The sequence below is a fragment of the Pseudanabaena sp. FACHB-1998 genome (genome assembly GCF_014696355.1).
Taxonomy (GTDB): Bacteria; Cyanobacteriota; Cyanobacteriia; order Pseudanabaenales; family Pseudanabaenaceae; genus Pseudanabaena.
The window spans coordinates 14,853-38,902 of the sequence record NZ_JACJQA010000047.1 but is presented as its reverse complement, the minus strand read 5'-3'; the positions used below and the strand labels follow the sequence as shown (position 1 = coordinate 38,902).

21 protein-coding genes are annotated in these 24,050 nt (G+C 42.1%); 10 read left to right on the top strand and 11 right to left on the bottom strand.

Going from position 1 to position 24,050, the window contains the following annotated elements; genetic code table 11:
- On the top strand, window positions 1-444 hold a 444-nt coding region (locus H6F42_RS19435; RefSeq protein WP_190401037.1), incomplete at its 5' end, for a Uma2 family endonuclease.
- Between the two features lie 43 nt (window positions 445-487).
- Here H6F42_RS19435 and clpB read toward each other — a convergent pair.
- On the bottom strand, window positions 488-3,112 hold the full coding sequence (clpB, locus tag H6F42_RS19430) for an ATP-dependent chaperone ClpB (protein ID WP_190401036.1): 2,625 nt from the start codon (window positions 3,110-3,112) through the stop codon (window positions 488-490).
- A gap of 665 nt (window positions 3,113-3,777) precedes the next feature.
- Here clpB and H6F42_RS19425 point away from each other — a divergent pair.
- Window positions 3,778-5,253 (top strand): alpha-amylase, encoded by a 1,476-nt coding sequence (locus H6F42_RS19425; RefSeq protein ID WP_190401035.1) that lies wholly within the window; start codon window positions 3,778-3,780, stop codon window positions 5,251-5,253.
- Between the two features lie 1,060 nt (window positions 5,254-6,313).
- A complete protein-coding gene (aat, locus tag H6F42_RS19420; RefSeq protein WP_190401034.1) occupies window positions 6,314-6,895 on the top strand; it encodes a leucyl/phenylalanyl-tRNA--protein transferase in 582 nt (193 codons plus the stop codon).
- Window positions 6,896-6,940: 45 nt separating this feature from the next.
- Here aat and H6F42_RS19415 read toward each other — a convergent pair whose 3' ends face one another.
- The 5 genes from H6F42_RS19415 to H6F42_RS19395 form a co-directional block, all read right to left on the bottom strand.
- Entirely contained in the window at window positions 6,941-8,269 is a 1,329-nt protein-coding gene (locus H6F42_RS19415; protein ID WP_347272335.1) for a glutamate-5-semialdehyde dehydrogenase, read from the bottom strand.
- A gap of 295 nt (window positions 8,270-8,564) precedes the next feature.
- Complete coding sequence (locus tag H6F42_RS19410; protein ID WP_190401033.1) at window positions 8,565-9,278, bottom strand: response regulator; 714 nt, start codon at window positions 9,276-9,278, stop codon at window positions 8,565-8,567.
- 37 nt (window positions 9,279-9,315) lie between these two features.
- On the bottom strand, window positions 9,316-10,326 hold the full coding sequence (locus H6F42_RS22370; RefSeq protein WP_347272334.1) for a diguanylate cyclase: 1,011 nt from the start codon (window positions 10,324-10,326) through the stop codon (window positions 9,316-9,318).
- The gene (locus H6F42_RS19400) at window positions 10,316-10,693 is read right to left on the bottom strand and encodes a response regulator (RefSeq protein WP_190401032.1); all 378 of its coding nucleotides are present in this window, start codon (window positions 10,691-10,693) and stop codon (window positions 10,316-10,318) included. Before H6F42_RS19400 ends, H6F42_RS22370 begins: the two co-directional genes overlap by 11 nt.
- Before the next feature lie 439 nt (window positions 10,694-11,132).
- Window positions 11,133-12,296: a GuaB3 family IMP dehydrogenase-related protein gene (locus tag H6F42_RS19395; RefSeq protein WP_190401031.1), complete on the bottom strand. Its 1,164-nt coding sequence runs from the start codon at window positions 12,294-12,296 to the stop codon at window positions 11,133-11,135.
- Window positions 12,297-12,686: 390 nt separating this feature from the next.
- Here H6F42_RS19395 and H6F42_RS19390 point away from each other — a divergent pair, with 390 nt between their 5' ends.
- A complete protein-coding gene (locus H6F42_RS19390) occupies window positions 12,687-13,631 on the top strand; it encodes a branched-chain amino acid ABC transporter permease (protein WP_190401039.1) in 945 nt (314 codons plus the stop codon).
- Window positions 13,632-13,801: 170 nt separating this feature from the next.
- Window positions 13,802-14,455, top strand: coding sequence for a L,D-transpeptidase (locus H6F42_RS19385; protein WP_190401030.1), 654 nt, complete (start codon window positions 13,802-13,804; stop codon window positions 14,453-14,455).
- A gap of 57 nt (window positions 14,456-14,512) precedes the next feature.
- Here the strand turns inward: H6F42_RS19385 and H6F42_RS19380 are convergent, their stop codons facing one another.
- Complete coding sequence (locus tag H6F42_RS19380; protein WP_190401029.1) at window positions 14,513-15,238, bottom strand: hypothetical protein; 726 nt, start codon at window positions 15,236-15,238, stop codon at window positions 14,513-14,515.
- Between the two features lie 589 nt (window positions 15,239-15,827).
- Here H6F42_RS19380 and H6F42_RS19375 point away from each other — a divergent pair.
- On the top strand, window positions 15,828-16,601 hold the full coding sequence (locus H6F42_RS19375; RefSeq protein ID WP_190401028.1) for an ABC transporter ATP-binding protein: 774 nt from the start codon (window positions 15,828-15,830) through the stop codon (window positions 16,599-16,601).
- Window positions 16,602-16,704: 103 nt separating this feature from the next.
- On the opposite strand, the gene H6F42_RS19370 is transcribed toward H6F42_RS19375, so the two are convergent.
- Together H6F42_RS19370 and H6F42_RS19365 are read right to left on the bottom strand one after the other, a co-directional pair.
- On the bottom strand, window positions 16,705-17,382 hold the full coding sequence (locus tag H6F42_RS19370) for a DsbA family protein (RefSeq protein WP_190401027.1): 678 nt from the start codon (window positions 17,380-17,382) through the stop codon (window positions 16,705-16,707).
- Between the two features lie 102 nt (window positions 17,383-17,484).
- Window positions 17,485-18,027, bottom strand: a complete 543-nt coding sequence (locus H6F42_RS19365) for a rhodanese-like domain-containing protein (protein ID WP_190401026.1) — start codon at window positions 18,025-18,027, stop codon at window positions 17,485-17,487.
- Between the two features lie 71 nt (window positions 18,028-18,098).
- On the opposite strand from H6F42_RS19365, the gene H6F42_RS19360 reads away from it, so the two are divergent.
- Window positions 18,099-18,452, top strand: coding sequence for a metalloregulator ArsR/SmtB family transcription factor (locus H6F42_RS19360; protein WP_190401025.1), 354 nt, complete (start codon window positions 18,099-18,101; stop codon window positions 18,450-18,452).
- A gap of 30 nt (window positions 18,453-18,482) precedes the next feature.
- On the opposite strand, the gene H6F42_RS19355 is transcribed toward H6F42_RS19360, so the two are convergent.
- Entirely contained in the window at window positions 18,483-20,099 is a 1,617-nt protein-coding gene (locus H6F42_RS19355) for an Hsp70 family protein (protein WP_190401024.1), read from the bottom strand.
- A gap of 558 nt (window positions 20,100-20,657) precedes the next feature.
- On the opposite strand from H6F42_RS19355, the gene H6F42_RS19350 reads away from it, so the two are divergent.
- From H6F42_RS19350 to H6F42_RS19340, 3 genes are all read left to right on the top strand, one after another.
- Window positions 20,658-21,662 (top strand): transaldolase, encoded by a 1,005-nt coding sequence (locus tag H6F42_RS19350; protein ID WP_347272336.1) that lies wholly within the window; start codon window positions 20,658-20,660, stop codon window positions 21,660-21,662.
- Between the two features lie 68 nt (window positions 21,663-21,730).
- Window positions 21,731-23,347: an AAA family ATPase gene (locus tag H6F42_RS19345; RefSeq protein WP_190401022.1), complete on the top strand. Its 1,617-nt coding sequence runs from the start codon at window positions 21,731-21,733 to the stop codon at window positions 23,345-23,347.
- 35 nt (window positions 23,348-23,382) lie between these two features.
- Window positions 23,383-23,757, top strand: a complete 375-nt coding sequence (locus H6F42_RS19340; protein ID WP_190401021.1) for a DUF1257 domain-containing protein — start codon at window positions 23,383-23,385, stop codon at window positions 23,755-23,757.
- A gap of 8 nt (window positions 23,758-23,765) precedes the next feature.
- Here the strand turns inward: H6F42_RS19340 and H6F42_RS19335 are convergent, their stop codons facing one another.
- Window positions 23,766-23,948, bottom strand: coding sequence for a hypothetical protein (locus tag H6F42_RS19335; RefSeq protein ID WP_190401020.1), 183 nt, complete (start codon window positions 23,946-23,948; stop codon window positions 23,766-23,768).
- Between the last annotated feature and the right edge of the window lie 102 nt (window positions 23,949-24,050).

The window sequence follows — 24,050 nt, the reverse complement described above, 5'->3', positions numbered from 1 at the left end:
GAAGAAGACTATACCGCCCCAATTTTGACCTTAGAAGTTGTGTCCCATACCTATGGCGATGAGTATGAGAAGAAATTAGAGATTTATCGCAAATTAGGGGTTAAGTATTATGTAATTTATAATCCTCAATTCTGGCGGCGTGATGGACATTTGCCCTTTGAGGTTTATAAATTAGTGGATGGTGATTATCAATTGCAAATTGGAGAACCATTGTGGATGCCAGAAATCGGCTTAGGGATGGGACGGGCTGTATTGCCAAGCGATCGCTTTCGGCGGGAAGTTTTAAGCTGGTTTGATGAAAAAGGCGATCGCTATCTCACTACTGATGAACAAGCTGATATAGAGAGCCAAAAAGCCAAGGCTGAACAACAACGAGCAGATGCTGCTCAAAAACAGGTGGAGTTATTACTAGCAAAGCTGCGATCGCTTGGTATTGATGAGTAAAAATATGAGAGGCGGTGCGAAGCACCGCCTCTCATATTTTTAATTAAGAAACAGTGGCTAAATTTGCGGCAAACCTTTTAAAGGCAAGACGCTCATTTTCGATATCCACAAAAATAGTGTCGCCATCGCTAAATTCTCCACGCAAAATACCTTTCGCAATCTGGGTTTCCAGTTGTCGCTGAATGATGCGTTTGAGGGGACGCGCTCCGTACACAGGGTCATAGCCCACTTCAGCGATGAAATCGAGAGCCGCATCCGCAAGTTTTAGAGTCATGCGGCGATCGCCTAAACGTTTTTCTAAGCGCTGAACTTGGAGTTTGACAATACGGCGTAACTCCTCACGACGTAAGGCATGGAAGATCACAATTTCATCAATACGGTTTAGGAATTCAGGACGGAAGCTTGATTGCATCGCTTCCATTACCCTTGCCCGCATTTCTTCATGGCGAGAATCATCTCCTGCGATATCGAGAATATATTGCGAGCCAACGTTGCTGGTCATAATGATAATTGAGTTCTTGAAGTCAACAGTGCGCCCTTGGGAATCGGTAACACGACCATCATCAAGGATTTGCAACATGATGTTAAATACATCGGGGTGCGCTTTCTCGATTTCGTCAAAGAGGATTACAGCATAGGGGCGACGACGCACGGCTTCAGTTAATTGTCCGCCTTCTTCATAGCCCACATAGCCGGGAGGTGCGCCGACTAAACGGGAAACGCTGTGCTTCTCCATATATTCGGACATATCGATCCGCACCATCGAGTCTTCGGTATCGAAGAGATAGGCGGCGAGAGCTTTGGCAAGTTCCGTTTTACCGACACCTGTAGGTCCCAAGAAGATAAAGCTTGCAATCGGACGGTTCGGATCGGCAAGCCCTGCACGCGATCGCTGAATTGCATCGGCGATTGCTGTTACTGCTTCCTCTTGACCAACTACGCGATCGTGAAGGACATCTTCAAGTTGTAAGAGCTTTTCTTTTTCCGATTCCACCAGCTTGCTAACGGGAATACCTGACCATTTAGAAATGATTTCGGCAATATCCTCTTCTGTGACTTCTTGACGCAATAGCGATCGCCCTGAAGTTTGTGATTCTTTGAGGTGGACTTCCGCAATTTCTAACTGACGTTGAAGTTCGAGAAGTTTGCCATACTTAAGTTCTGAAGCCTTAGCCAAATCATTGCCATTGCGTTCTGCTTGCTGAATTTCTAGATTCACATGATCAATATCTTCCTTGAGTTTACGGATGTTATCGATTACTTGTTTCTCTGCTTCCCACTGAGCCTTGAGAGTAGTTTGTTCTTCCTTCAAGTCCCCCAATTCCTTGTTTAATTTTTCGAGGCGATCTAGGGACTCGCGATCAGTTTCTTTTTTGAGAGAGAGACATTCCATCTCTAGCTGAATTACCTTACGATTGATTTCATCAAGGGTTTCAGGTTGAGAAGTGATTTCCATTTTTAGCTTCGCCGCAGATTCGTCAACGAGATCGATCGCTTTGTCAGGTAGGAAGCGATCGCTAATATAGCGATTGGAAAGGGTAGCGGCGGCAACTAAGGCGGTATCCGAAATTTTTACGCCATGATGCAACTCGTAGCGATCGCGCAAGCCCCGCAAAATTGAAATCGTATCTTCGACATTGGGCTGATCGATATAAACCTGTTGGAAACGACGCTCAAGGGCTGCATCTTTCTCAATATATTTACGATATTCATCCAAAGTAGTTGCACCAATACAACGCAACTCACCTCGCGCCAACATCGGCTTCAGCAAGTTACCTGCATCCATTGCGCCTTGAGTAGCTCCCGCACCGACAACGGTATGAATTTCATCAATAAATAGAATGATATGCCCTTTTGATTCGGTAACTTCCTTGAGAACCGCTTTCAGCCTTTCTTCAAATTCACCTCGATATTTTGCCCCCGCAATCAAGCCGCCCATATCGAGAGCAATCAGCTTACGATCTTGGAGAGATTCAGGGACATCACCACTAAGAATGCGTTGAGCTAGCCCTTCGGCGATCGCCGTTTTGCCTACCCCCGGCTCCCCAATTAAGACAGGATTATTTTTAGTGCGACGCGACAAAATCTGGATCGTGCGGCGAATTTCATCATCACGACCGATGACGGGATCGAGCTTACCCTCACGGGCTAATTCTGTAAGATCACGACCATATTTAGTTAAAGCTTCATATTTGTTTTCGGGATTTTGGTCATTCACTTTTTGACTGCCTCGTACTTGCTGAATAATATTACGGAGCTTTGCTTCATCGAGTCCCATTTCTTGATAGAGGGATTTGCCGAAGCGATCGTCTTTGCAGTAGGGCAAGAGGATATGCTCAATGGAAATAAAATCATCGCCAAAACTCTTACGTTCCTTGTCGGCACGATCTAGTAATACATCTAAGTTTTTGCCTAAGTACACCGCCGTATTTGAGCTAGATACTTTGGGCTGACGATTAATAAACTCATCGGTTCGATCGCGCAAACGCTGAATACTAATCCCCGCTTTGCTAAAAATACTTGATGCTAGCCCTTCTTCTTCTAGCAAGGATTTTAGTAAATGCTCTGGCTCTATTTGTTGTTGTTGGGCGGCTTTGACCACATCGGGTGTCCTTGCGATCGCTGCCCATGCTTTCTCGGTAAATTGATTAGGATTAGTTGGTTGCATCGCGAGTTACCTCCTGTGGTTTAAACATCTGTGAATATCTTAGAGTGTCTGACTTTTTAATGGGATCGGTTCTACCTTGTTAAAGAGTGTGTGTTTCCGTACTAGGCTGCCGCGATTTCAGAATCAAACAAAGGCGATCGCTAATTTAGCGATCGCCTTTGTTTGGTTGAACCCTTAGGAATTTCCGATTAGTTCTTTTACCTACTTCCTTACCAGCTAAGGATTAGTAGTGCGGCGCGAAGCGCCGCACTACTAATCCTTGGTTTTATATGTCTATTTTTTTCGACGAGAAGGGAGTATCTATGGTTACCTGCGATTTTTATAACTTTCTTCAAATAGGGTTTTTATAGTGGTGAGTCATGGTCGATTTCATGAACAAAATGAGTGAATTGATTAATTACGACACAAAATGTAACAATAAGTATTTAGATGATATATATGCGATCGCACACCTCGTTAAAACTAAATCAAAATAGGCTCAAAACTTTATGGGTACTAGCTCTAGCCTAGATCGAGTATAAGAACCTCCTATGTAATTTTTGATGTATGATTTGTATATTTATTTGGGGGATTAGAAGTCTAGAAAGCTCTCTGTGTATAGATTAAAGCTTTAAGTTGCTAATATAATTAAATTTCTTTTGATACATTACATCGAGAATTTAACAATGTCTAATCAGAATGGCGTGATGATGCAGTACTTCCACTGGTATCTGCCAGATGACGGAAGCTTATGGAATCAGTTAGCCGAAAAAGCTGAAGAATTAGCAAAAGCTGGTATTACTTCCTTATGGCTACCCCCTGCATACAAAGGTACTGCGGGTGGTATGGATGTAGGCTATGGCACTTATGACTTATTCGACCTTGGAGAATTTGACCAGAAAGGTTCCATTAGAACTAAATATGGTACTAAAGACGAATATATTCGTGCTATCCAAGCCGCTCAGAAAGCAGGAATCCAGATCTATGCTGATGTAGTGTTTAATCACAAGATGGGAGCGGACCATCCAGAAGAAGTAGAAGCTACACCCTTTAGTACGGAAAATCGCCATGAGACAGTCGGCGAATATCAAAAGATCAAAGCTTGGACTCATTTCACCTTTGAGGGACGTAAGGGTAAGTACTCTACGATGGAATGGCATTGGTGGCATTTTGATGGGATTGATTACAACGCCTACAACGAAGGGGAAGATGCTATCTATCTACTAAAAGGAAAATCCTTTGATAATGACGTTGATCTCGAGAAGGGGAATTTTGATTATTTGATGGGTTGCGACCTTGACATGCAAAATTCTGAAGTGCAGGGAGAACTTAAATATTGGGGAGAATGGATTTATGATACAACCAAGGTTGATGGATTTCGATTTGATGCGGTTAAGCATGTATCAGCGAGTTTCTTTCCAGAATGGTTAGAGCATGTGCGTCACCATGCTAAACGAGATTTATTTGCGGTGGGAGAATATTGGTCTTACGAAGTAGAAGCTTTAAATAATTTCATTGCGGTTACCGAGGGTAAGATCGATCTGTTTGATGCGCCTTTGCACTTGAATTTTCATCTAGCTAGTCAAGCTGGGCAAGACTATGACCTCAGTAAAATCTTTGAAAACACTTTAGTCAAAGTCCAGCCAACCCTTGCAGTTACCTTAGTTGAAAACCATGATTCGCAACCATTACAATCCTTGGAGTCAATTGTCGAAGACTGGTTTAAGCCTCTTGCCTATGCGCTAATTTTATTGCGACAAGAAGGATATCCTTGTATTTTTTATGCTGATTATTACGGCGCACATTACAAAGATAAGGGGAAAGATGGTAACGAGTATGAAATTTGGATGGAGAGTCATCAAGGCTGGTTGGATAAGTTTCTTTTTGCACGTCAAACCTATTCCTATGGTGAGCAGATTGATTATTTCGACCATCCCAATACGATTGGCTGGACAAGATTAGGAGATGAAGAACATGCTGGCGGTATGGCCGTGGTGTTAAGTAATAGTGAGGAAGGTCGTAAATGGATGAATGTCGGACAGCCTAATAGTACCTATATCGATATCACCGAGCAGGTAGATGAGCCTGTGATCACCAATGAAGAAGGTTGGGCAGAGTTTCGCTGTAATGGTGGTTCAGTCTCTGTATGGATCAAAAAGTAGAGAAAGTGAGTTTCGCTTTTTCTACTTTTGGGTATACCTTAAACCAAAAAAGAGAAATGCAGCGCTTCGCGCTGCATTTCTCTTTTTCGGTTTAGCTCTAGGTAGCTAGATTATTAAGTAGGTGATACATATTGACATTAATCACAACAAATCGATACAAAAATCAACAATTAAAAACTTGTAAATGTATATTAAGAAAACAATTAAAACGACGATTTGAGCAACATATTCGCTATCAGTATTGATATTAAATTCTGCAAAATCACATTTAGAATGCAATAAATAATAAGTATAAATACTCAAATCCAAAAAGACTTTACTTAACCGTAAAGAAAATATTAAGCGATCTCCAAAGTGTGCGATTTTCTATCAAAATATGATTATTCAAACGGAGCCAGCATATATATAGGCTCTGAATTTAAATACCAACTTAATAAAAAACAAAAAGAATAAGTGGTTTCCTAAAGCAAGTGGTAATTTCTACCTAGCTCTAGGAAGCCACTTGTTTTTATTGCCGTTCTCACAAATTTCATATTTAACTCTTAAAAAAACGAGCCTTAATCGCTAGGTCTGGGATAAATAGGTGGCAAAATCAGTATTTTTGCTTATTTACAGCAAAATCTTGATTACTCAAGGGTTTCGGGATCGGTAGTTAGTCTCATTCTAAAGAGGTAGTTCAAACTATAAAGAAAATATTAAGCGATCCCAGTTTTTGTATAAGATCTAGCAAAATATGATCATTCAAACGGAATCAGCCTATTTAAAGATTCTGAATTTCAAAACCCATTTAAAAACAGTTTATACAAATAAATGGCTTGCTCTTAATAAGTAGTTATACTTAACAAGAGCAAGCCATTTATTTTGTTTACTTTTTGTAACTTGTTTTTAGCTAAATTTTTATCAATTAAAATATATATAAATTTTTCATTTCATTTTTCGTTTTAAGTACATATTTACTTAGTAGACCACTACAGATCGGATATGTATATTTATTAAGAGATCCTAAAACAAGTAAAGTTGACAATAATCAGTTTCCTAATTACGAGTTGAAATTCTATTCGTGGAAAGATTTAATATCCGTAGCATTATTGACGGCTATAGCCAAGGCTATTTTTTGATGTCTGAAGGGGATGGTCAGCCTATCGAGTGGTACTACACCAATGCGCGCACTTTAATTCCTTTAGATAATCGGTTTCGTTATCCCAAGTCTTTGCAACGTGTCCTCAACCAAAATCGTTTTGAAGTAAGGATTGATAGCGCCTTTAGCCAAGTCGTACAGGGCTGCGCCGATCGCGAAACCACATGGATTTCGCAAGAGTTGATAGCTTTATATCAAGATTTACATCTAGCTGGCTGGGCGCATAGTTTCGAGACTTGGCAAGGGGATCAATTGGCGGGAGGAATTTTAGGGATCGCTATTCGTGGAATGTTTATTGGTGAATCCATGTTTTTTAAAATTCCTGAAGGCTCGAAGGTGGCGATGGTGAAATTAGTGGAGCATTTGCGATCGCGTGGTTATGCTCTATTTGATGCTCAGTTAATGAATCCGCACTTAGAAAGATTTGGCGCTTTTGAAGTTGAGGATCTCATCTACCAAGAGCTTTTACAAAAAGGATTAGCCAGATCTTGCCAATTTACATAAATAAAAAATGAGTTGCAGCGCAAAGCGCTGCAACTCATTTTTTATTTAGAGATCTCGATGGGTAAATGCCTTAGCATTAGCACCCGCATAGTCAGCAACTATATGACCATTGCCTACTAAACGATATTTATAGGTGACTAAACCTTCTAAACCAACGGGTCCGCGTGGAGGCATCTTATTAGTACTAATGCCGACCTCTGCGCCAAAGCCATAACGAAAACCATCGGCAAAGCGCGTGGAGCAGTTGTGATAAACCCCTGCGGCATCAACATCACTGGTAAAAATATCCGCGATCGCTTGATCTTCAGTAACAATTGCTTCGGTATGCTTGGAGCCGTAGTGAGTGATATGGGCGATCGCTGCTTCTAACGTATCCACAATTTTGATCGACAAAATCAAATCGCAATATTCCGTAGACCAATCTGCCTCAGTAGCCGCTTGAATATCAATAATGGCTCTTGTGCGATCGCAACCCAATAGCTTCACCCCCTTGGTTTGCAGGGCAGCTTGGGCAAGGGGCAGAAATTTAGAGGCGATCGCGCCATGAACTAACAAAGTCTCAATGGCATTACAAGCGGCCGGATATTGGGTCTTGCTATCGACCGCGATCACTACAGCTTTAGTGACATCTGCCAACCCATCAACATACAAATGACAAACGCCATCGGCATGTCCCAACACAGGAATATGCGTATTGTCTTGGATATAGCGCACAAACTGATTAGAACCTCTAGGAATAATCAGATCGATTAATTTATCCATTTGCAAAATGGCGAGGGTTTCGGCACGGGTGGTTAATAGCTGTACGACATGGGGCGAAACCCCTTGATTTTCGGTATAGCTCTGCTCTAAGGCTTCCTGCATTACCGCCGCGATCGCCTCACAGGAATTTACCGCCTCACTGCCCCCTTTCAGAATTACCCCATTTCCCGACTTGATCCCAAGGGCGGCAATTTGCGTCACCGCATCGGGACGCGCCTCAAAAATCACCCCGATTACGCCCAAAGGACAGGACAGACGCTCTAATATTAAGCCTGCATCTAGCTCTCGATGAATTTGGCGATCGCCGATGGGGTCAGCCAGACGGATCACATCGCGCACCCCTGCGATCATGCTTTGCAATTTATTTGCATCCAGCTTTAGTCTGGCAATTAAGGCGTTAGGCAATTGAGCCGCGATCGCCGCCGTGACATCTTTTTGATTTGCCGTCAAAATTCGATCTGCATTTTTTTCTAGTGCCACCGCGATCGCTTCTAGAGCGATATTTTTAGATGCACTCGGCAATTTTGCCAACGCGATCGCGGCAGTGCGGGTACTTTGAATCGTTTCTGTTAAATTTCCAGATCCTAAATTTCCAGATACATTGGTAGACACGTTAATCTCTATTACCTTTTATCGGTTTCTACTAATTTTCTATGGTATAGCAATCCTTCCCCCGAAAGAAAGGCAGCGCGAAGCGCTGCCTTTCTTTCGGGGATTATTCTCTCCTGTGGGAGTTACTGTGTATACACAAGTTGTCGCAATATCGTAAGTTACCAGAGATCCCCCTAAATCCCCCTTAAAAAGGGGGATTTAGGGGGATCTAAACCTTAAAACGTAGACATACTTGTACACGGTAGCCTGCGGGAGAGTAGCTAGGGCTTTACTAACTTCCACGTAACATCAATTTTTAATTTGAGTCAACTACTTTAATTCGTCCCGCTTGAATAGCATCAAAAAGAGAACGAATTTGATAAACATCTTGCTCGCTCAAAGTTGCATTCTCAAATAAGGTATTGAAAATAGCCTTGCTAAAATAAAGGTAACTCTTCCGATTAATAAATCCTTTTTTCATAATCCGAAATACAACATCATCAATACTTAACGCCGCCGTTGATGTTCCGCGAGTTGTATCTTCAGGAAAGTTCACCGATGTAGTTTGATTTTTGACTGCAACCGTTGGAGGCTCTTGGATATAAGTAATCGCAGGCGTGGGGTTGGAAGGCGGTCTCCCCGCAGGCTTAATCTTGTCCGCTAAACAACGATTAACGGCGGCTTTCAACATATCAGGATCAAAGGGCTTAGTAAGATAATCATCTGCACCTATTTCCATACATTTCATCACACTGTCCATTTCTTCCAGTGCCGAAATCATGATCACGGGAATATTATGGAATCTTGATTCTTTTTTTATATACTTCAGAACCGCATATCCATCCACCTCAGGCATCATGATATCTAACAGAATTAAATCATAAGGTTGTGACTGAATCATAGACAGAGCCTCACGTCCATCCACTGCCATTGATAGATCAAAGTCTTTTCTCCGCAGTCTCCGCGCTAGCATATCGCGATTTATTTCGTTATCATCTACAATTAAGACCTGAAAATTTTGGAATTCCATATATAATTACCCAACTATTTCCCAATAAAAATTCTTTTTATCGACCTTTGTTCGACCATACTTTAACGCAGTTTCTACCCTCCCGCTTTGCCTCATATAGAGCCAAATCCGCTTCTTTAATTAATTGCTGAGAAATAGCAACTTCTAAATGAGGGTTAATGGAGGAGACTCCCACACTAACGGTGACGTAGGGATGAATTTGTGAAGCTATGTGATGTATATGCAAAGATTCGATGCGATCGCGAATCCCTTCAGCGCAAAAGCTTGCTCCCAAGGCATCCGTATCGGGAAGGATCACGGCAAATTCTTCACCACCATATCTCGCTAAGGTGTCACGGGGACGCTTAACCACTTGCGAAGCCGTACCTGCCACTTGGCATAGACAATCATCGCCCGCCAGATGTCCGTAAGTGTCATTATATTTTTTAAAATAATCAATATCAAATAAAATGAGCGATAAATTTTTTCTTTCTCTCTTTGCCGCATTCCACTCTCTTTCCAAAACCGTATCAAAATAACGGCGATTAGAAATCCCCGTTAAGCCATCCCGATGGGATAGCGCGTCTAATTCATTTTTGACTATTTCTAATTGATAATAGGCGAGCGCTAATTCTTCGTAAGCAACTTCTAATTTTTTCTTGTTTAAAGCTTCGCGATCGTACAGCAGTTTTTTCTCAAGACAGGCACTTACTCTGGTTTTAAGCAGAAAGCGATCGTAGGGCTTAATTAAATAATCCTCTGCTCCATTTTGAATACTGGAAAGCATCATTTCCTTCTCATCCAAGGCAGATATGATAATTGTGGGAATAACTCGTGATTTTTGATTGGATTTCAACCGCACCAGCATTTCTAAGCCATTCATCACGGGCATCATCATATCTAGCAAAATCAAGTCAATAGGTTGAGCGTCAACTATCTCCAGCCCTGTTTTCCCACTATCTGCCAAGCTAATGTTTGTATATCCTAAATTTATTAAGTGCCGAAAGAGAATTTCCCGATTCATTCGGTCATCATCAACTATTAATATTTGCGCCTCGCTAATTTCCACTATATTTCTCCAGTAACTTCTCGATTTTTCCTAAGAGTCTCCCAAATTCAATTGGTTTAGTGTCGTAATCATCACATCCTGCTTCCATTCCTTTTTCGCGATCGCCCACCATGGCATGAGCCGAACAGCCGATAATTGGAATGTTGCAAGTAGAATTTATTTGCTTTAGCCGTTTTGTCGCTTCCCAGCCATCGAGGATTGGCAAGCTCATATCCATCACAATTAAATCAGGAAGTTCTGATTTAGCGGTGCTTACTCCTGACTCCCCATCAAAAGCAACTACCACATCAAACCCCCTACGCTTTAGTCTTCGAGATAACATATCACGATTCATTTCATTGTCTTCAATTAGTAGAATCTTTGCCATAGTAATTTGGTTATTCCCCAGCTTGATCTGTCACCAGTAAATATTTTTAGAAATAATCCCTACAGTTTCCCCTACTTACCTTGATAACATGCCAGCAATGTTTTTTGGACAGTTAATATTGCTTAATTCTTCAAATTTCTATAATTATATAGCAATTCTCTTTAATTTGTGAGATTAAATGATTTGAGAGAATGTACCTCGAAGGGACGCAATATAGAAATTTAGAACATAAAAATGAAAAGAGATTAGTAATACCAAAAAACTCGATTCTCTTTTCGTTTCATCACAATTTAGAAAATTGCTTCACTATTTTCTGAATTGTTAAGTAGCTAGGCATAATTAATTACAAACCAAAACCCGTAAAGTTGCGCCCCTACGGAGCGCAACTTTACGGGTTTTGGTAATTTATTTTGCACAAGCACTTATGAGTTTTTAAATGCTACTTGCCCATACCCAACTGTTGAGCTTTTTGGTAAACCTTACCTTCAGTTAAGAGTGAAGGTGCGATGACAACTTCCACCTGCTGCATTTCACGAATGCTCGCGGCTCCTAGAGTTCCCATACTAGTTTTGAGTGCCCCCAAAAGATTGTGTGTGCCATCATCAAGTCCTGCTGGCCCTCGCAAAATTTGCTCTAAAGAACCTGTTGTACCTACCCGAATTCTGGTTCCGCGTGGCAAAACAGGGCTAGGGGTTGCCATACCCCAGTGGAAGCCACGTCCGGGAGCTTCTTTGGCTCGGGCAAAGGGAGAGCCAATCATAACGGCATCAGCACCACAGGCGATCGATTTACAGATATCTCCCCCTGTAATCAAGCCACCATCGGCAATGATTGGTACATATTTACCAGTTTCTTTGAAGAAGTCTTCCCGAGCAGCCGCACAATCAGCTACCGCAGTAGCCTGTGGAATGCCGACTCCAAGTACGCCTCTAGAAGTACAGGCGGCTCCAGGACCAATACCCACGAGAACCCCTGCGGCTCCTGCACGCAAAAGCTCTAGGGTGACATCATAGGTAACACAGTTGCCCATTAGTACAGGAATTGGCATTTCTTGGCAGAATTTTGCGAGATCGAGGGAAACTAATCCTTCGGCAGCAATGTGAGTGGTAGATACTACGGTGGACTGCAAGAAGAAGAGATCGCAACCTGCTTCCGCCGCAATCAGTCCATATTTAAAGGCATTAACAGGAATACTGCTAGCGCAGGCAATACCGCCTTTTTCTTTGATTTCGCGAATGCGTTTTTGAATGAGTTCAGGCTTTACAGGTTCTGCATAGAGATCTTGCATAAGGGAAACAAACTCGGTAACCCCTACGGAGGCAATTTTTTCCAATATCGGAGTGGGATCGTCGTAGCGAGTTTGAATGCCATCAAGGTTAATTACACCAAGTGCGCCTAACTGAGAAAGCTTCACCGCCATATCCACATCGACAACGCCATCCATAGCGCTGGCAATAATTGGAATTTCGCGGCGAATTCCGCCAACTTCCCAAAATGTATCGGCAACATTGGGATCGAGGGTTTTGCCCCCTGGTACTAATGCAATTTCGTCGATGCCATAGGCTCTGCGTGCAGTTTTACCGCGCCCAATTTGAATGTCCACTGTTTGTACTCTCTAGAATTGATGGTTGCTAATTGATGCGTAGAAATCTTGCTGTTTAAGATTTACGCTAGGGTTTTCTATTTGTTGATATGGCGGTTTTAATTTGTATTAAGACAAATTAAATCGCTAAAACTTAGTGAGATGAGGTTAGTTTTTTTACATTAGCCGATGCTGATGCAAAAAGCTCTTAGTTCAAAACAGCGATCGCGTAATGATTGCGCTTTGAGTTGTGCTTAATTTTACAGAAAATCTTAATACATTCTTAAGATGCTGTTACTCATTGACTAATGATAGCTAATTAAGGCAATAGGAGGTTATTTTTTAAATGAAGAGGTTTGCTCCAATTGGGAAAATAACCAATCAACAACAAATCAACAACAAATCTGAATGATGGCTGAATTTTTTAATACCTATGGTTTTTTGCTAGTTTCGGCAATTTTTGGGGCGATCCTCGGGATTTCCGTATATTTGCCTTTGATGGCGGGACAGTTATCCCTAGCGACTCCGGGGTTTTATGCCTTGGGTGGATATATTGCAGCGATCGCCTCTACTAAGATTTTAACTACAACCACAGGAGCTTTGCCAATCTGGTGGGTATTGCTGGAGATGTTGTTGGCGGGATTAGTTTCTGGGCTTTTGGCAATAGTTTTGGGAATTCCTGTGTTGCGCCTCAGGGGGATTTATTTGGCGATCGCGACGATCGCTTTTGTCGAAATTTTGCGGGTAGTTTCTTTGAATTTGGAAATTACGGGTGGTGCTGTGGGCATTTTTGGTATTCCTCAGCCCTTTCAATCACCTTTGGAATATCTTTGGATTGCTTTACCGCTTTTATTTTTGAGTATGGCTTTTATGTATCGCCTCGAAAAAATTCGGGTGGGACGTGCGCTGATTGCCATTCGTGAAGATGAGTTAGCTGCCGATTCAATGGGAATTAATCCGACCTATTACAAGGTTTTAGCTTTTACTTTGGCGGCGATTTTAGCGGGAATGGTGGGAGCCGTAAGCGCCCATTTTTTGAATACATGGAATGCAAGGCAGGGAACTTTTGATGCGAGTATTATCTTCTTAGCTTTTGTGTTGATTGGTGGCTCTCGTACTTTTTGGGGACCCGTGGTCGGTGGTCTTCTCTTAACTGCTTTACCTGAAGCTTTGAGGGGTATGGCAAGTATTAGTAATATTCCTTTGTGGTTAGGTAATTTCCTTAAGGATGGGCGATTAATTATTTTTGGTTTATTAATTGTGATCGGTACAATTTTTTATCCGCAAGGGATTATTACCCCAGAATTTTTGAAATGGTGTAAGCAAACAACCCAAAAAGTTTTTGCTTCTAAATAATAATTAAAAAAATTGCTTTGCAATTTTTTTAATTATTATTTAATACCAAATCACGAAAGTGTGATAACACTTTTGTGATTTAAAAACCAAACCCAGTAACGTTTTTAAAAGGAAGAAATGGCGTAGCCATTTCTTCCTTAGGTAAAATTTATGTAATTTATTTAATTCCTATGCCCCAAATTGCCAAGGTTAAGCACCGATCGCTAAAAGTTTTAAGCTACTCTGCTTTATTTGCTAGCTTGATGGCATTTGGGGCGATCGCTAGTCCTGAGATTGCCAATAAGCTGCCCTGTGTAATAAATTGCGCGGCAAAATCAGCTAATAAATTACTAAATCAAGATAAAGTTATTAGCTCTTTGATTAATTTCCAGAAATTAGATAAAAAGGCGATCGCGATCGTTATAGAAAAGTCCCAATATAAATTAACTGTTTATTATCAAAAAAAGCCCATTAAGTCCTACGCGATCGTTCTAGGGGCAAATCCCAAGGATGATAAATTGCGCCAAGGAGATAAACGAACTCCCGAAGGGATATTTCGAGTGAAGGATCTTTACTATCATTCTGAATGGTCAAAGTTCATTTTGTTGGACTATCCCAATCAAGATTCATGGCGGAAGTTTGCTCTAGCCAAGGCTAGAGGCTCTGTGAAAGTCAATGAGGATATTGGTGGCGAAATCGGGATTCATGGGGTAGAAAAAGGTCAGGACTGGCTGATTGATCGCAAAATCAACTGGACTTTGGGTTGCATTTCTCTCAAAAATAAAGATGTGGATGAGATTTATCAAGTCTTACAACGCGGAACCGCTATTGAAATTCTGCACTAAAATCACAAAAAAAGAGAGTTCGCACTTTGTGCGAACTCTCTTTTTTATAGAAAAGAATTAAGCAACTTGCTTTTTATTCTTTAGTAAACGAGAACCACCCACCGCACCTGCGGCAACTACACCAATCAAGAAGCCGGGAACTGGAACTGGTCTAGAAATAGGAGGACCGTCGAAGAAAGCATCACTACCACCAGAAGGATCAATACCTTGAGCACGAATCCCAATACGCAACCTATCAGCAAGAATTAAGTTGTTGAGTGTTGTAGCGTCAAGACCATTGAATGAAACTCCAAGAGACTGATTGGGGTCTAAACCATCCTTATCAGTACCGAAATTAACTGCGGATAGTACTAAGTTAGCATCCTGATTTCCACTGCGATTATCAAATCCCAATGTAGGACTTAGAAGTGTGACTACGTTTTGACCTTGAGGTAACTTCCCACCAGTGGTTTGAAAACTCACGCCAGAGCTAGTACCTGTGGTATTGAGGGTAGAGAGTGATATGGGAGCAGCAGGCAGACCAGACCAATCAAAAAAGATTTCTGAAAGGAAAGAAGCGGTTGGACCAGCGTTATTGAATTGCCAAAGAGTCTTGCCATCGCCATCGTCAGCTATGCTAAAAGTAAATTGTCCAACAATAGCATCGCCGTTTGTATTGCCTGTACCAAGAATATTTTGAAATCCAAATGTAAAGTTGGCAGCTTGTGCTGATGGAGCAGAGATAATTGCAGCAGCAAGTCCTGTAGCGATGCCTGCATTGGTAAGTAAACTGGAAATTTTCATTGACTAAAGCCTCTTGAAGATATGCTTGAATTATTGCGGTTGTTCCCAACTTTAAACCTGGGCTTATTATTACAAGCTTTCTTTAATAAAGATAGATTCTTTAGTTAGACAAAGGTTATACAAAAGTTATATTTGTATTTCAGATGTTACTTATATCTTAAAAGCTTGTCTCTAAGCCGTTTTCTTAAGTTTCTCTAAGCAAATATGTAACTAAAAACAATTAAAAAATAGAGTGAAAACTTATACCATGTATACCAAAGAAGCCATAAGTTTCTAGATTTGGAAAACCATTTGAGAATTACTTTCTAGGGTCAAAAGCTTTAAGAGATCCCCCTCAATCCTCCTTAAAAAGTAGAAAAAATTAAATTTTCTTCCCTTTTCAAGGGCGTTAATATACTTGAACCACCCCTCCGTGTGGTTTCGCTCAGTTACTTAAATTATTTAAATGGACATAAATATAAAAGCCTAAAACCTGTGGCTCAGTGTGCGCCACAGGTTTTAGGCTTTTATATCAGTGAATACTGATTATACAAAGTATGTAAGATTGCTATAAATTTAAAAATACTTTCTGAGAATATTACAGAGCATTATGGATACAAGTTCAACCTTAGCTATTCAGCAGGTAACTCGACGCTTTGGCGGCTTAGTGGCTGTAAATGAGGTTTCCTTTGATGTCCAAGAAAATGAAATCTTTGGAGTAATTGGTCCCAATGGGGCGGGAAAAACAACATTATTTAATACGATTACAGGATTAATTGCTCCTAGTAGTGGCAAAGTCATTTTTGGTGGTCAAGAAATTACCAATCGTCGTCCCCATCAAATCGCTAAATGTGGCATCGCCCGCACATTCCAAAATATCCGCTTGTTTGGTGAGCTTTCGGCTTTAGAAAATGTAGCGATCGCCCGACATCTTCGCACCACCACAGGGCTTTGCAATGGCGTTTTAGGGCTATCGCCAACCCCCAAAGAAGAGAAAGAAACCTACGATCGCGCCTATGATTTATTAGATCTGGTCGGACTAAGCGATCGCACCGATGTTAAAGCCAAAAATTTCTCCTATGGCGATCAACGTCGCCTTGAAATCGCTCGCGCCCTTGCCCTAGAACCGAAATTATTATTGCTAGATGAACCTGCGGCTGGGATGAATCCTAATGAAAAAGGTCAATTGAGTGATTTTATCCGTAGTTTGCGCGATCGCTTTGCCCTCACGATTTTATTAATTGAGCATCATGTGCCGTTAGTGATGGGACTCTGCGATCGCATTGCGGTTTTAGATTTTGGACAACTAATTGCGATCGGTCAGCCTGAAGTAGTCAAAAACGATCGGGCGGTGATTGAGGCATATCTGGGGGATGAAGGTTAAATTACAGCCTGTTTATTTGTGTAATCCAGATAGCTTTTGAAAAGCTTGCGAAGCAAGCTTTTCAAAAGCTATCTGGGTTTTCAGAAAGCGCCAAGCGCTGTATTTAGCACCAAGAATGCTCATCTGGGAGATTATGCAGTAATTCGCGAATATTAGCTTCGATGACGCGATAACCCACATTCCCATTAAGTCTTTGCCGACCTTCATTAAAAATGAGCGTGGGGCTAACTGTGACATTATGCTCTTTTACTAGCTCCATATCCTTAGATAAACTGGCGTAGGCTTCGCCACTGTCAATAATCGCTTGAATTGCTTTTTTAGGGAGCTTTAGCTTTTTAGCAATTTCAAATTGAACTTGGCGATCGCTGATATCGGCAAGCTTTGTAAAAAATGCTTCTCGAAAAGCCCAAGCTGTTTTTTCGAGAAGGCGATCGCTGGCTGGTGCTAGCCCCTTGACTTCCAGCAAATGCACGGCTCGAAGAAATAAATGCGCCGACGTAGAAGAAGCCGGAACTACTTGAGTCCAAATTTCTGGATGTACGGAAATATGCTCAAATTTGCTTGCCGTAGTCTTTACATGATCGCTATAGCCCTTTAATCCATCGCGATCGCGCCATCCATTCTCTAGCTTCTCTCTGGCATTACCAAACACAGGTACAAAGTGATAATCAATTATGATGCTGTCCGAGAACTCAGCCTTGAGTTCTTCTAAGCGAATTTGAGCAATATAAGCCCAAACGCAAAGCACATCAGAAAAATAAAAAATCTTAATTGGTTGCATGATCGCTCTCGAAGCTCAAATTATTTTTAAATTGTTTTTAAATTATTTTTTGTAGTGCTAAATAGGAAAGGATGGGCGGCGCTTTGCGCCGCCCATCCTTTCCTATTTAGCACGATTGTAAGGAAGTTTGGCGAGGAGCATTCCCATAGCACAGGTATTGGTAACTCCCGCAAATACTAAGCCACAGCCCACAAATCCACTCAGTATTAAATAATAAGGAGAGACAAAGGCTCCCAATAAAGTTCCCAAAGCAACAAGGGAACCTGCCACAATTTGAATTTGACGGAATAAACTAATCGGTGCATTTTGATCGCTTTCCGTTTTAAAACCTGCGGATTTCCAACTAGATAGCCCTCCTTGAAGCTGACCGACGGATTCAAAACCATACTCTAATAATTGCTGGGTTGCTTTGCTAGAGCGCATCCCTGACTGACAGCACAGGACTATAGGCTTGATACTGATTTGAGCAATTTGTTCAGGATCAAAGGTTGACAAAGGCATAGAAATGGAACCTGATATCCGCTCTGATGAGTATTCCCCTGATTCGCGGACATCAATTAGCGTTACTTGTTGTAGTTCTAATTTTTGCTTGAGAGATGTTGCATCTAGCTCATGTACTGGCGATCGATCTAAGGATTTATGCATAGAATTTTTGAAAGTTAGGATTTAGAATGTATTATTTATTATATTACCATATAGTGATATAGTAAATCTTCATGGAAGCTAATTCTCCCGCCTTGGCTCAAGTTGCTGATTATTTCAAGGTTTTATCGGAACTCAGCCGATTACAGGTTTTATGCTGCTTAAAGTCTGGCTCTAAAAATGTGACAGAAATCATGAGCGCAACGGATTTGGGGCAAGCCAATGTGTCCAAACATTTGAAAATCTTGACGCAGGCGGGGATAGTGGCGCGAACACCCGCTGGGGTAAGTGTCTATTATGAAATTGCCGATCCGATCATCTTTAGTCTGTGTGAGATTGTGTGCGATCGCCTAGCAGTTCGGTTAGAAACGCAATCGCAACAACTTAATCAACTTGTATTAGGACAAAACAACCCCGAAATATTGTGAAGCCTTGCAAAGCGAGGCTTCACAATATTTCTAGACAAGCTGAACTACTGCTATATCTTCTAATAATTTTTGCTTGGTTAATAAATCGAGAACCGTAATCCGCAAAGTCCGCTTTTCATCGACTTGAAAGAGAACTTTAAGGCGATCTCTACCCACTTGACCGAGGGGATCGAGCTTAGCGATCGCCTTGCTATTTTCATTGAGAATCTGGGCGGCGACTTGCTTGCCATCTAATACACGGGTAACCAGCCGTTGATCTTCAAAATAGACTTCGACATTAGTTTCGCCTAATTCGCCAATAACTAGTTCAATACTTGGCTGATCGGCAATAGATGCACCAAGGGTCAATTCCACTGGTTTTTCTAAGGGATAGGTTGCGCCAGATTTGATGATTGTGTGCCAATTATGCTTTTTATAACGCTTGTCCCAATAACGAACGCCATAGCTGTGATAGAGAAAGTCCTTTAATTCCCATCCTTGCGAGATTGCACCGTGGGCGATCGCTTCAAAGGGTTTATTACCTTTCACTTTTTGGGAAGGGAAATGTTGTAACGCCCATTCCCTCACCGCAGGAATTTGGGCAGTGCCGCCGACTAAAAGCACTGCATCAACATTAGCGAGATCAATATTTTGGCGCAGGGCTTGCTGACGAACGCGATCTAGAGCGCTGTCGAGATTACCAAAAAATTGCTGTTGTTCAAGGATTTGCCTAAATTGCGATCGGGTTAAGGTTAGCTCATAGGATTCAAAGGTTTGATCATTAAAATAGACCTCCGTTACAGATTCTTGGCTAGATAGGGCAATCTTAATGCGTTCAGCGAGACGTGTAACAAGGGAATTTTTGGGCAACCCTAATTCTTTATGAAAATAATCAATAATCCAGTTATCAATATCAATACCGCCTAGATTCTGCCCTGTTTTCGCCAATACTTTAGCAGTTTGGGAATTTGGATTATTTGATGGGGAAGAATTTTTAATAGTGCGATCGCCCCATTTCAATAGAAAGTCCAGTGGTGATTTCGATTGATTAGTTTCTATTTGAACTTGAGCAAAGGATAATTTAACTAAGGATAAATCTAAGGTTCCACCACCAAAATCAATCACTAACAGAGTTTCATCACCGCCACTGATGCCATAGCCTAGAGCTGCCGCCGTCGGCTCATCAAGGATTCGCACCTGATTAACAGCTAATTTCTCGCAAACTCCGCCCAGCCAATTTCGATAGGATTCAAAGCTATCAACGGGAACTGTAAAAATTAGAGAATCCACGTTGGGCAGACGCTCAATAATCTTCTTTAAGAACCATTCTCCCACCAGTTCAAATTCCACTTCGCGCCCATCTAGTTCTGGCACAAACATCGATACATTGGAACCAATCGCTCGTTTAAAGGACTTAAAAAAGCGCTGTTCATTGTTAAGATTTTGGGGATTCCTCACTTGGAAATCGAAGCCGCGATCGCTAACTTCTTGCCCGATTAGGACTTGTTCTTTGGCGGCATCCTGCACATAGACAAGGCTAGGAATTAAGGGCGGATTATCGGCAATGAGACAGCTATAGTCGGCTAATTTGACAGTTTCCACTTCTCCCTTGTCATTAATTCGCGCCACGACAGTATTACTCGTCCCAAAATCGATCGCATATTCCATACTTGCTTACTCTCTGTGAATAATCAGGCGGCAAAGCCGCTATACCTAATTATTCACTTTATAACGGTTTGGAGTTTTCATTAAACCCAAATATAGCAATCCTAATAAAGACCTCGAAAGGGATAGAACTAGCAGAGGGAGAGCAAATGTTAGAAAATGTTAGCCCGAAGATCGGTGTTTTTTATCGCGACAATTTAGCAACTTAATTTTGTTTATTTCCGATGAAGTCTATTCACTAGTCCCACTTGCCAAGGGCTAATTTCATAGTGGGAAGGGAGTAAGAGCGTGTTTGAGAAGTCTCCTATCTAGCATAAATTTCTGCTTTTACCCCCCTTAATCCCCCCTTTCAAAGGGGGGAAACTTGAATCCTCCCCCTTTCAAGGGGGAGTTAGAGGGGGTAGAAAACTTCTCAAACACGCTCTAAATGATTTTTGTTCAGATACCCATTGATTTTCGTTTAGGTTTGATAAAAGGCGATCGCAAAGTTTTGAGGCTAAGATAGGCTTGCAAATACAGCTAGTTATCACTAGTTCTATGGAGGATGTTATGCCTAATGATTTGCCCAAAAGTTTTCTCGATCAGTTACGGACGATGACGGTCGTGGTTGCGGATACTGGTGATATCAATGCAATCAAAAAGTTTCAGCCCCAAGATGCAACTACAAATCCATCTTTGATTACATCGGCGGCTCAAATGCCTCAATATCAAGAAATTGTCGATGCAACCTTGCTAGAAGCCAGAAAAGAATTGGGGGAAGCTGCCCCACCTACAGAAGTTGTTTCTTTAGCTTTCGATCGCTTAGCGATCGCCTTTGGTATGGGAATCTTGGAAATAATTTCAGGGAGAGTTTCCACAGAAGTCGATGCGCGTTTGTCCTATAACACTGAAGCAACGATCGCCAAGGCGCATTATTTAATTTCGCGATATGAAGCTCATGGTCTTACCCGCGATCGCGTCCTCATTAAAATTGCGGCAACTTGGGAAGGGATCAAGGCGGCGGAAGCGTTAGAGAAGGAAGGGATTCATTGCAACCTAACGCTGCTGTTTGGGATGCACCAAGCGATCGCCTGTGCGGAGGCAGGTGTGAAATTAATCTCGCCCTTTGTGGGACGCATCCTCGATTGGCACAAAAAAGAGACAGGTCGCGACAGCTATCCTGCTCCCGAAGACCCGGGGGTATTGTCCGTAGCGCGAATTTATAACTACTACAAAAAGTTTGGTTATCAAACCGAAATCATGGGAGCAAGCTTTCGCAATATGGGAGAGATCGTAGAACTAGCAGGTTGCGATCTATTAACGATTTCCCCTCCTTTATTAGATGAGTTGCAACAGACCGAGGGAGAACTTGTGCGTAAGCTCGATCCCGCGATCGCTAGTCACGCCGATATTGCCAAGATCCCCATGGATAAAGCTACTTTTGAGGCGATGCACGCCAGCGATCGCATGGCAGCAGAAAAACTCGATGAAGGGATCAAAAGCTTCTCGAAAGCCCTAGAGACTCTAGAAGAACTCCTCAAAGATCGTCTAGCAAAGCTCGAAGAGGTAACACTTAGCTCAGTCTAAAGTTGAGAGAGTGCGCCCCTCGGGGGCGCACTCTCTCAACTCATTTAGGATTGCTATATACTGCGAATATGTCGCCACAATCGCCTGATCGCTTATCTCATAATCAAAGCAAATTTTATCAAGCTCTAGTAGAACAGTTTGATCTATTGCTTCGCGCCAAATATCCTCTGATATATATAGTTACTGCCGAAGAGGAGCCAGTCGAAGATATTTTGATTGATGTGGCTTTGCAATCTAGTCCCAGTCGCAGAATTATATTTTGGGACATTGCGCGGGGCTGGAGTGATAATCATGGCGACAAAGGCTCGGTGATGGCGGCTTTATCGAGAATCGCTCAACGAGACAAGGCAACCAAAGACGGCGATAACATTTTGTATGTATTGCGAGATTTGCACCCGATCCTCAAATATCCTCACCATGAGCGCAATATTCCCATTATTCGGGAGCTAAAAAATCTAGCGCGGGATCTCAAACGCGATCGCCGTACATTGGTGCTAACCAGCCATATGCTAGAGATCCCCACCGAATTAACGGAGGAAGTGACAGCAATTGATTTCCCTTTGCCAGCGATCGCCGAAATCGAATATTTGATCAAGCAAAAAATCTCACCGAATAAACTTAATTTATCGGGTTTAGCCCTAGAGCAATTAGTTAAGGCTTGCCAAGGGCTGAGTCGCACCAGAATTCAAAGGGTTTTAGCAAAGGCGATCGCCGAAAAAGAACAGGTTAATGACGCTGATATTGATGCTGTACTCGCGGAAAAGCAGCAAGCAATTAGACAAACAGGGATTTTAGAATTTTTTACGGTTAATGAATCCCTAAAAAATGTAGGAGGACTCGACAACCTCAAGCAATGGGTGAGGATTCGTCGCGATGCCTTTACCGAAGAAGCCAAGCGTTATGGCATCCCCACCCCTAAGGGCGTGTTATTGGTCGGCATTCAAGGGACGGGGAAATCATTATCGGCAAAAACGATCACGAACGAATGGCGTTTACCTCTATTGCGTTTGGATATCGGAAGGTTATTTGGTAGTTACGTGGGGGAGAGCGAGAGCCGAATGCGCCAAATGATCCAACTCGCAGAGGCAACGGCTCCCTGTGTATTGTGGATTGATGAGATCGATAAGGCTTTTGGCAACGTGAATAATCCTAGTGATGGGGACTCTGGGGCAAGTCGGCGCGTATTAGCCACATTAATCACATGGATGCAGGAAAAAACCTCACCCGTATTTATTGTTGCCACCGCTAACAATGTGCGAATTCTGCCAGCCGAATTATTGCGAAAAGGGAGATTTGATGAGATTTTCTTTTTGAATTTACCGACTGAAGCCGAGCGTCAAGAAATTTTTAAAGTGCATTTACAAAAACTACGCCCCAGTCGTTTGCGTGATTTTGATCTTTTGCTATTAGCTCGGCATACCAAAAATTTTAGCGGCGCAGAAATCGAACAAGTTATCATTGACGGTATTCATCGCGCCTTTGGTCGTGGTAATTCTGGCAATCGTGAAGACTTCGTAACCGAGGATATTATTAGTGCCATTGAAGAGACAGTCCCATTGGCGGCGATCGCCTCTGAGCAAATCGCCTCTCTCAAGCAATGGGCTGCCGAGTCGGGCGCACGCACTGCTTCTAATGATGAACAATTACTTCAAGAATTACGAAGATTTGCAATTAACCTAGAATAAAGTGAATGCCGAGCATTCACTTTATTTGATAATTTATGTCCCACTTCACTACGATCGCGGTCGAAATCAAAAATGGGGACTTGCTCAAGCAAGCCTTAGAAGCGCTCGGATATCCTGTTAAGGAAAATACTTTAGTGCGTGGCTACTTAGGTAATACAGTCACGGCGGAATATGTGATCCCCATGCCCAATGCCTACGATCTTGGTTTTCGGAAAATCGGCGATCGCTATGAACTCATTGCGGATATGTGGGGCGTGGCAATGAATGTCGAAGAATTTTTAGGAGAGCTAAATCAGCAATATGCGACTAAAATCGTTTTAGAAAGCGCAACTCAACAGGGTTTTGCGATCGAGCAGCAGGAAATATTAGAAGATGGCACGGTCAGGATTGTAATTGGTCGTTGGAACTAGTCCTAGAATTAGTCAGAGTTGCGAAATAGGGTTAAAACTGGAACACAGGCTCCTATACATGAGGCGATCGCGCCAATGCCCGCAAAAATATGTGGAGCTTGCACATATTTAATAACTTCGTCTGTAGCGAGGGGGAGGGTTGCGAGCAGCACACACGACACACCTAAGCGAACTGCTAATTGATGAATCATGAGTAATACTTGAATTCTACTTATATTTAATCCGTTGATACTACACACTAATTTGACTGAGAGGGTGCGTCATCTATAAATAGAGTGATATATCAATAGGAT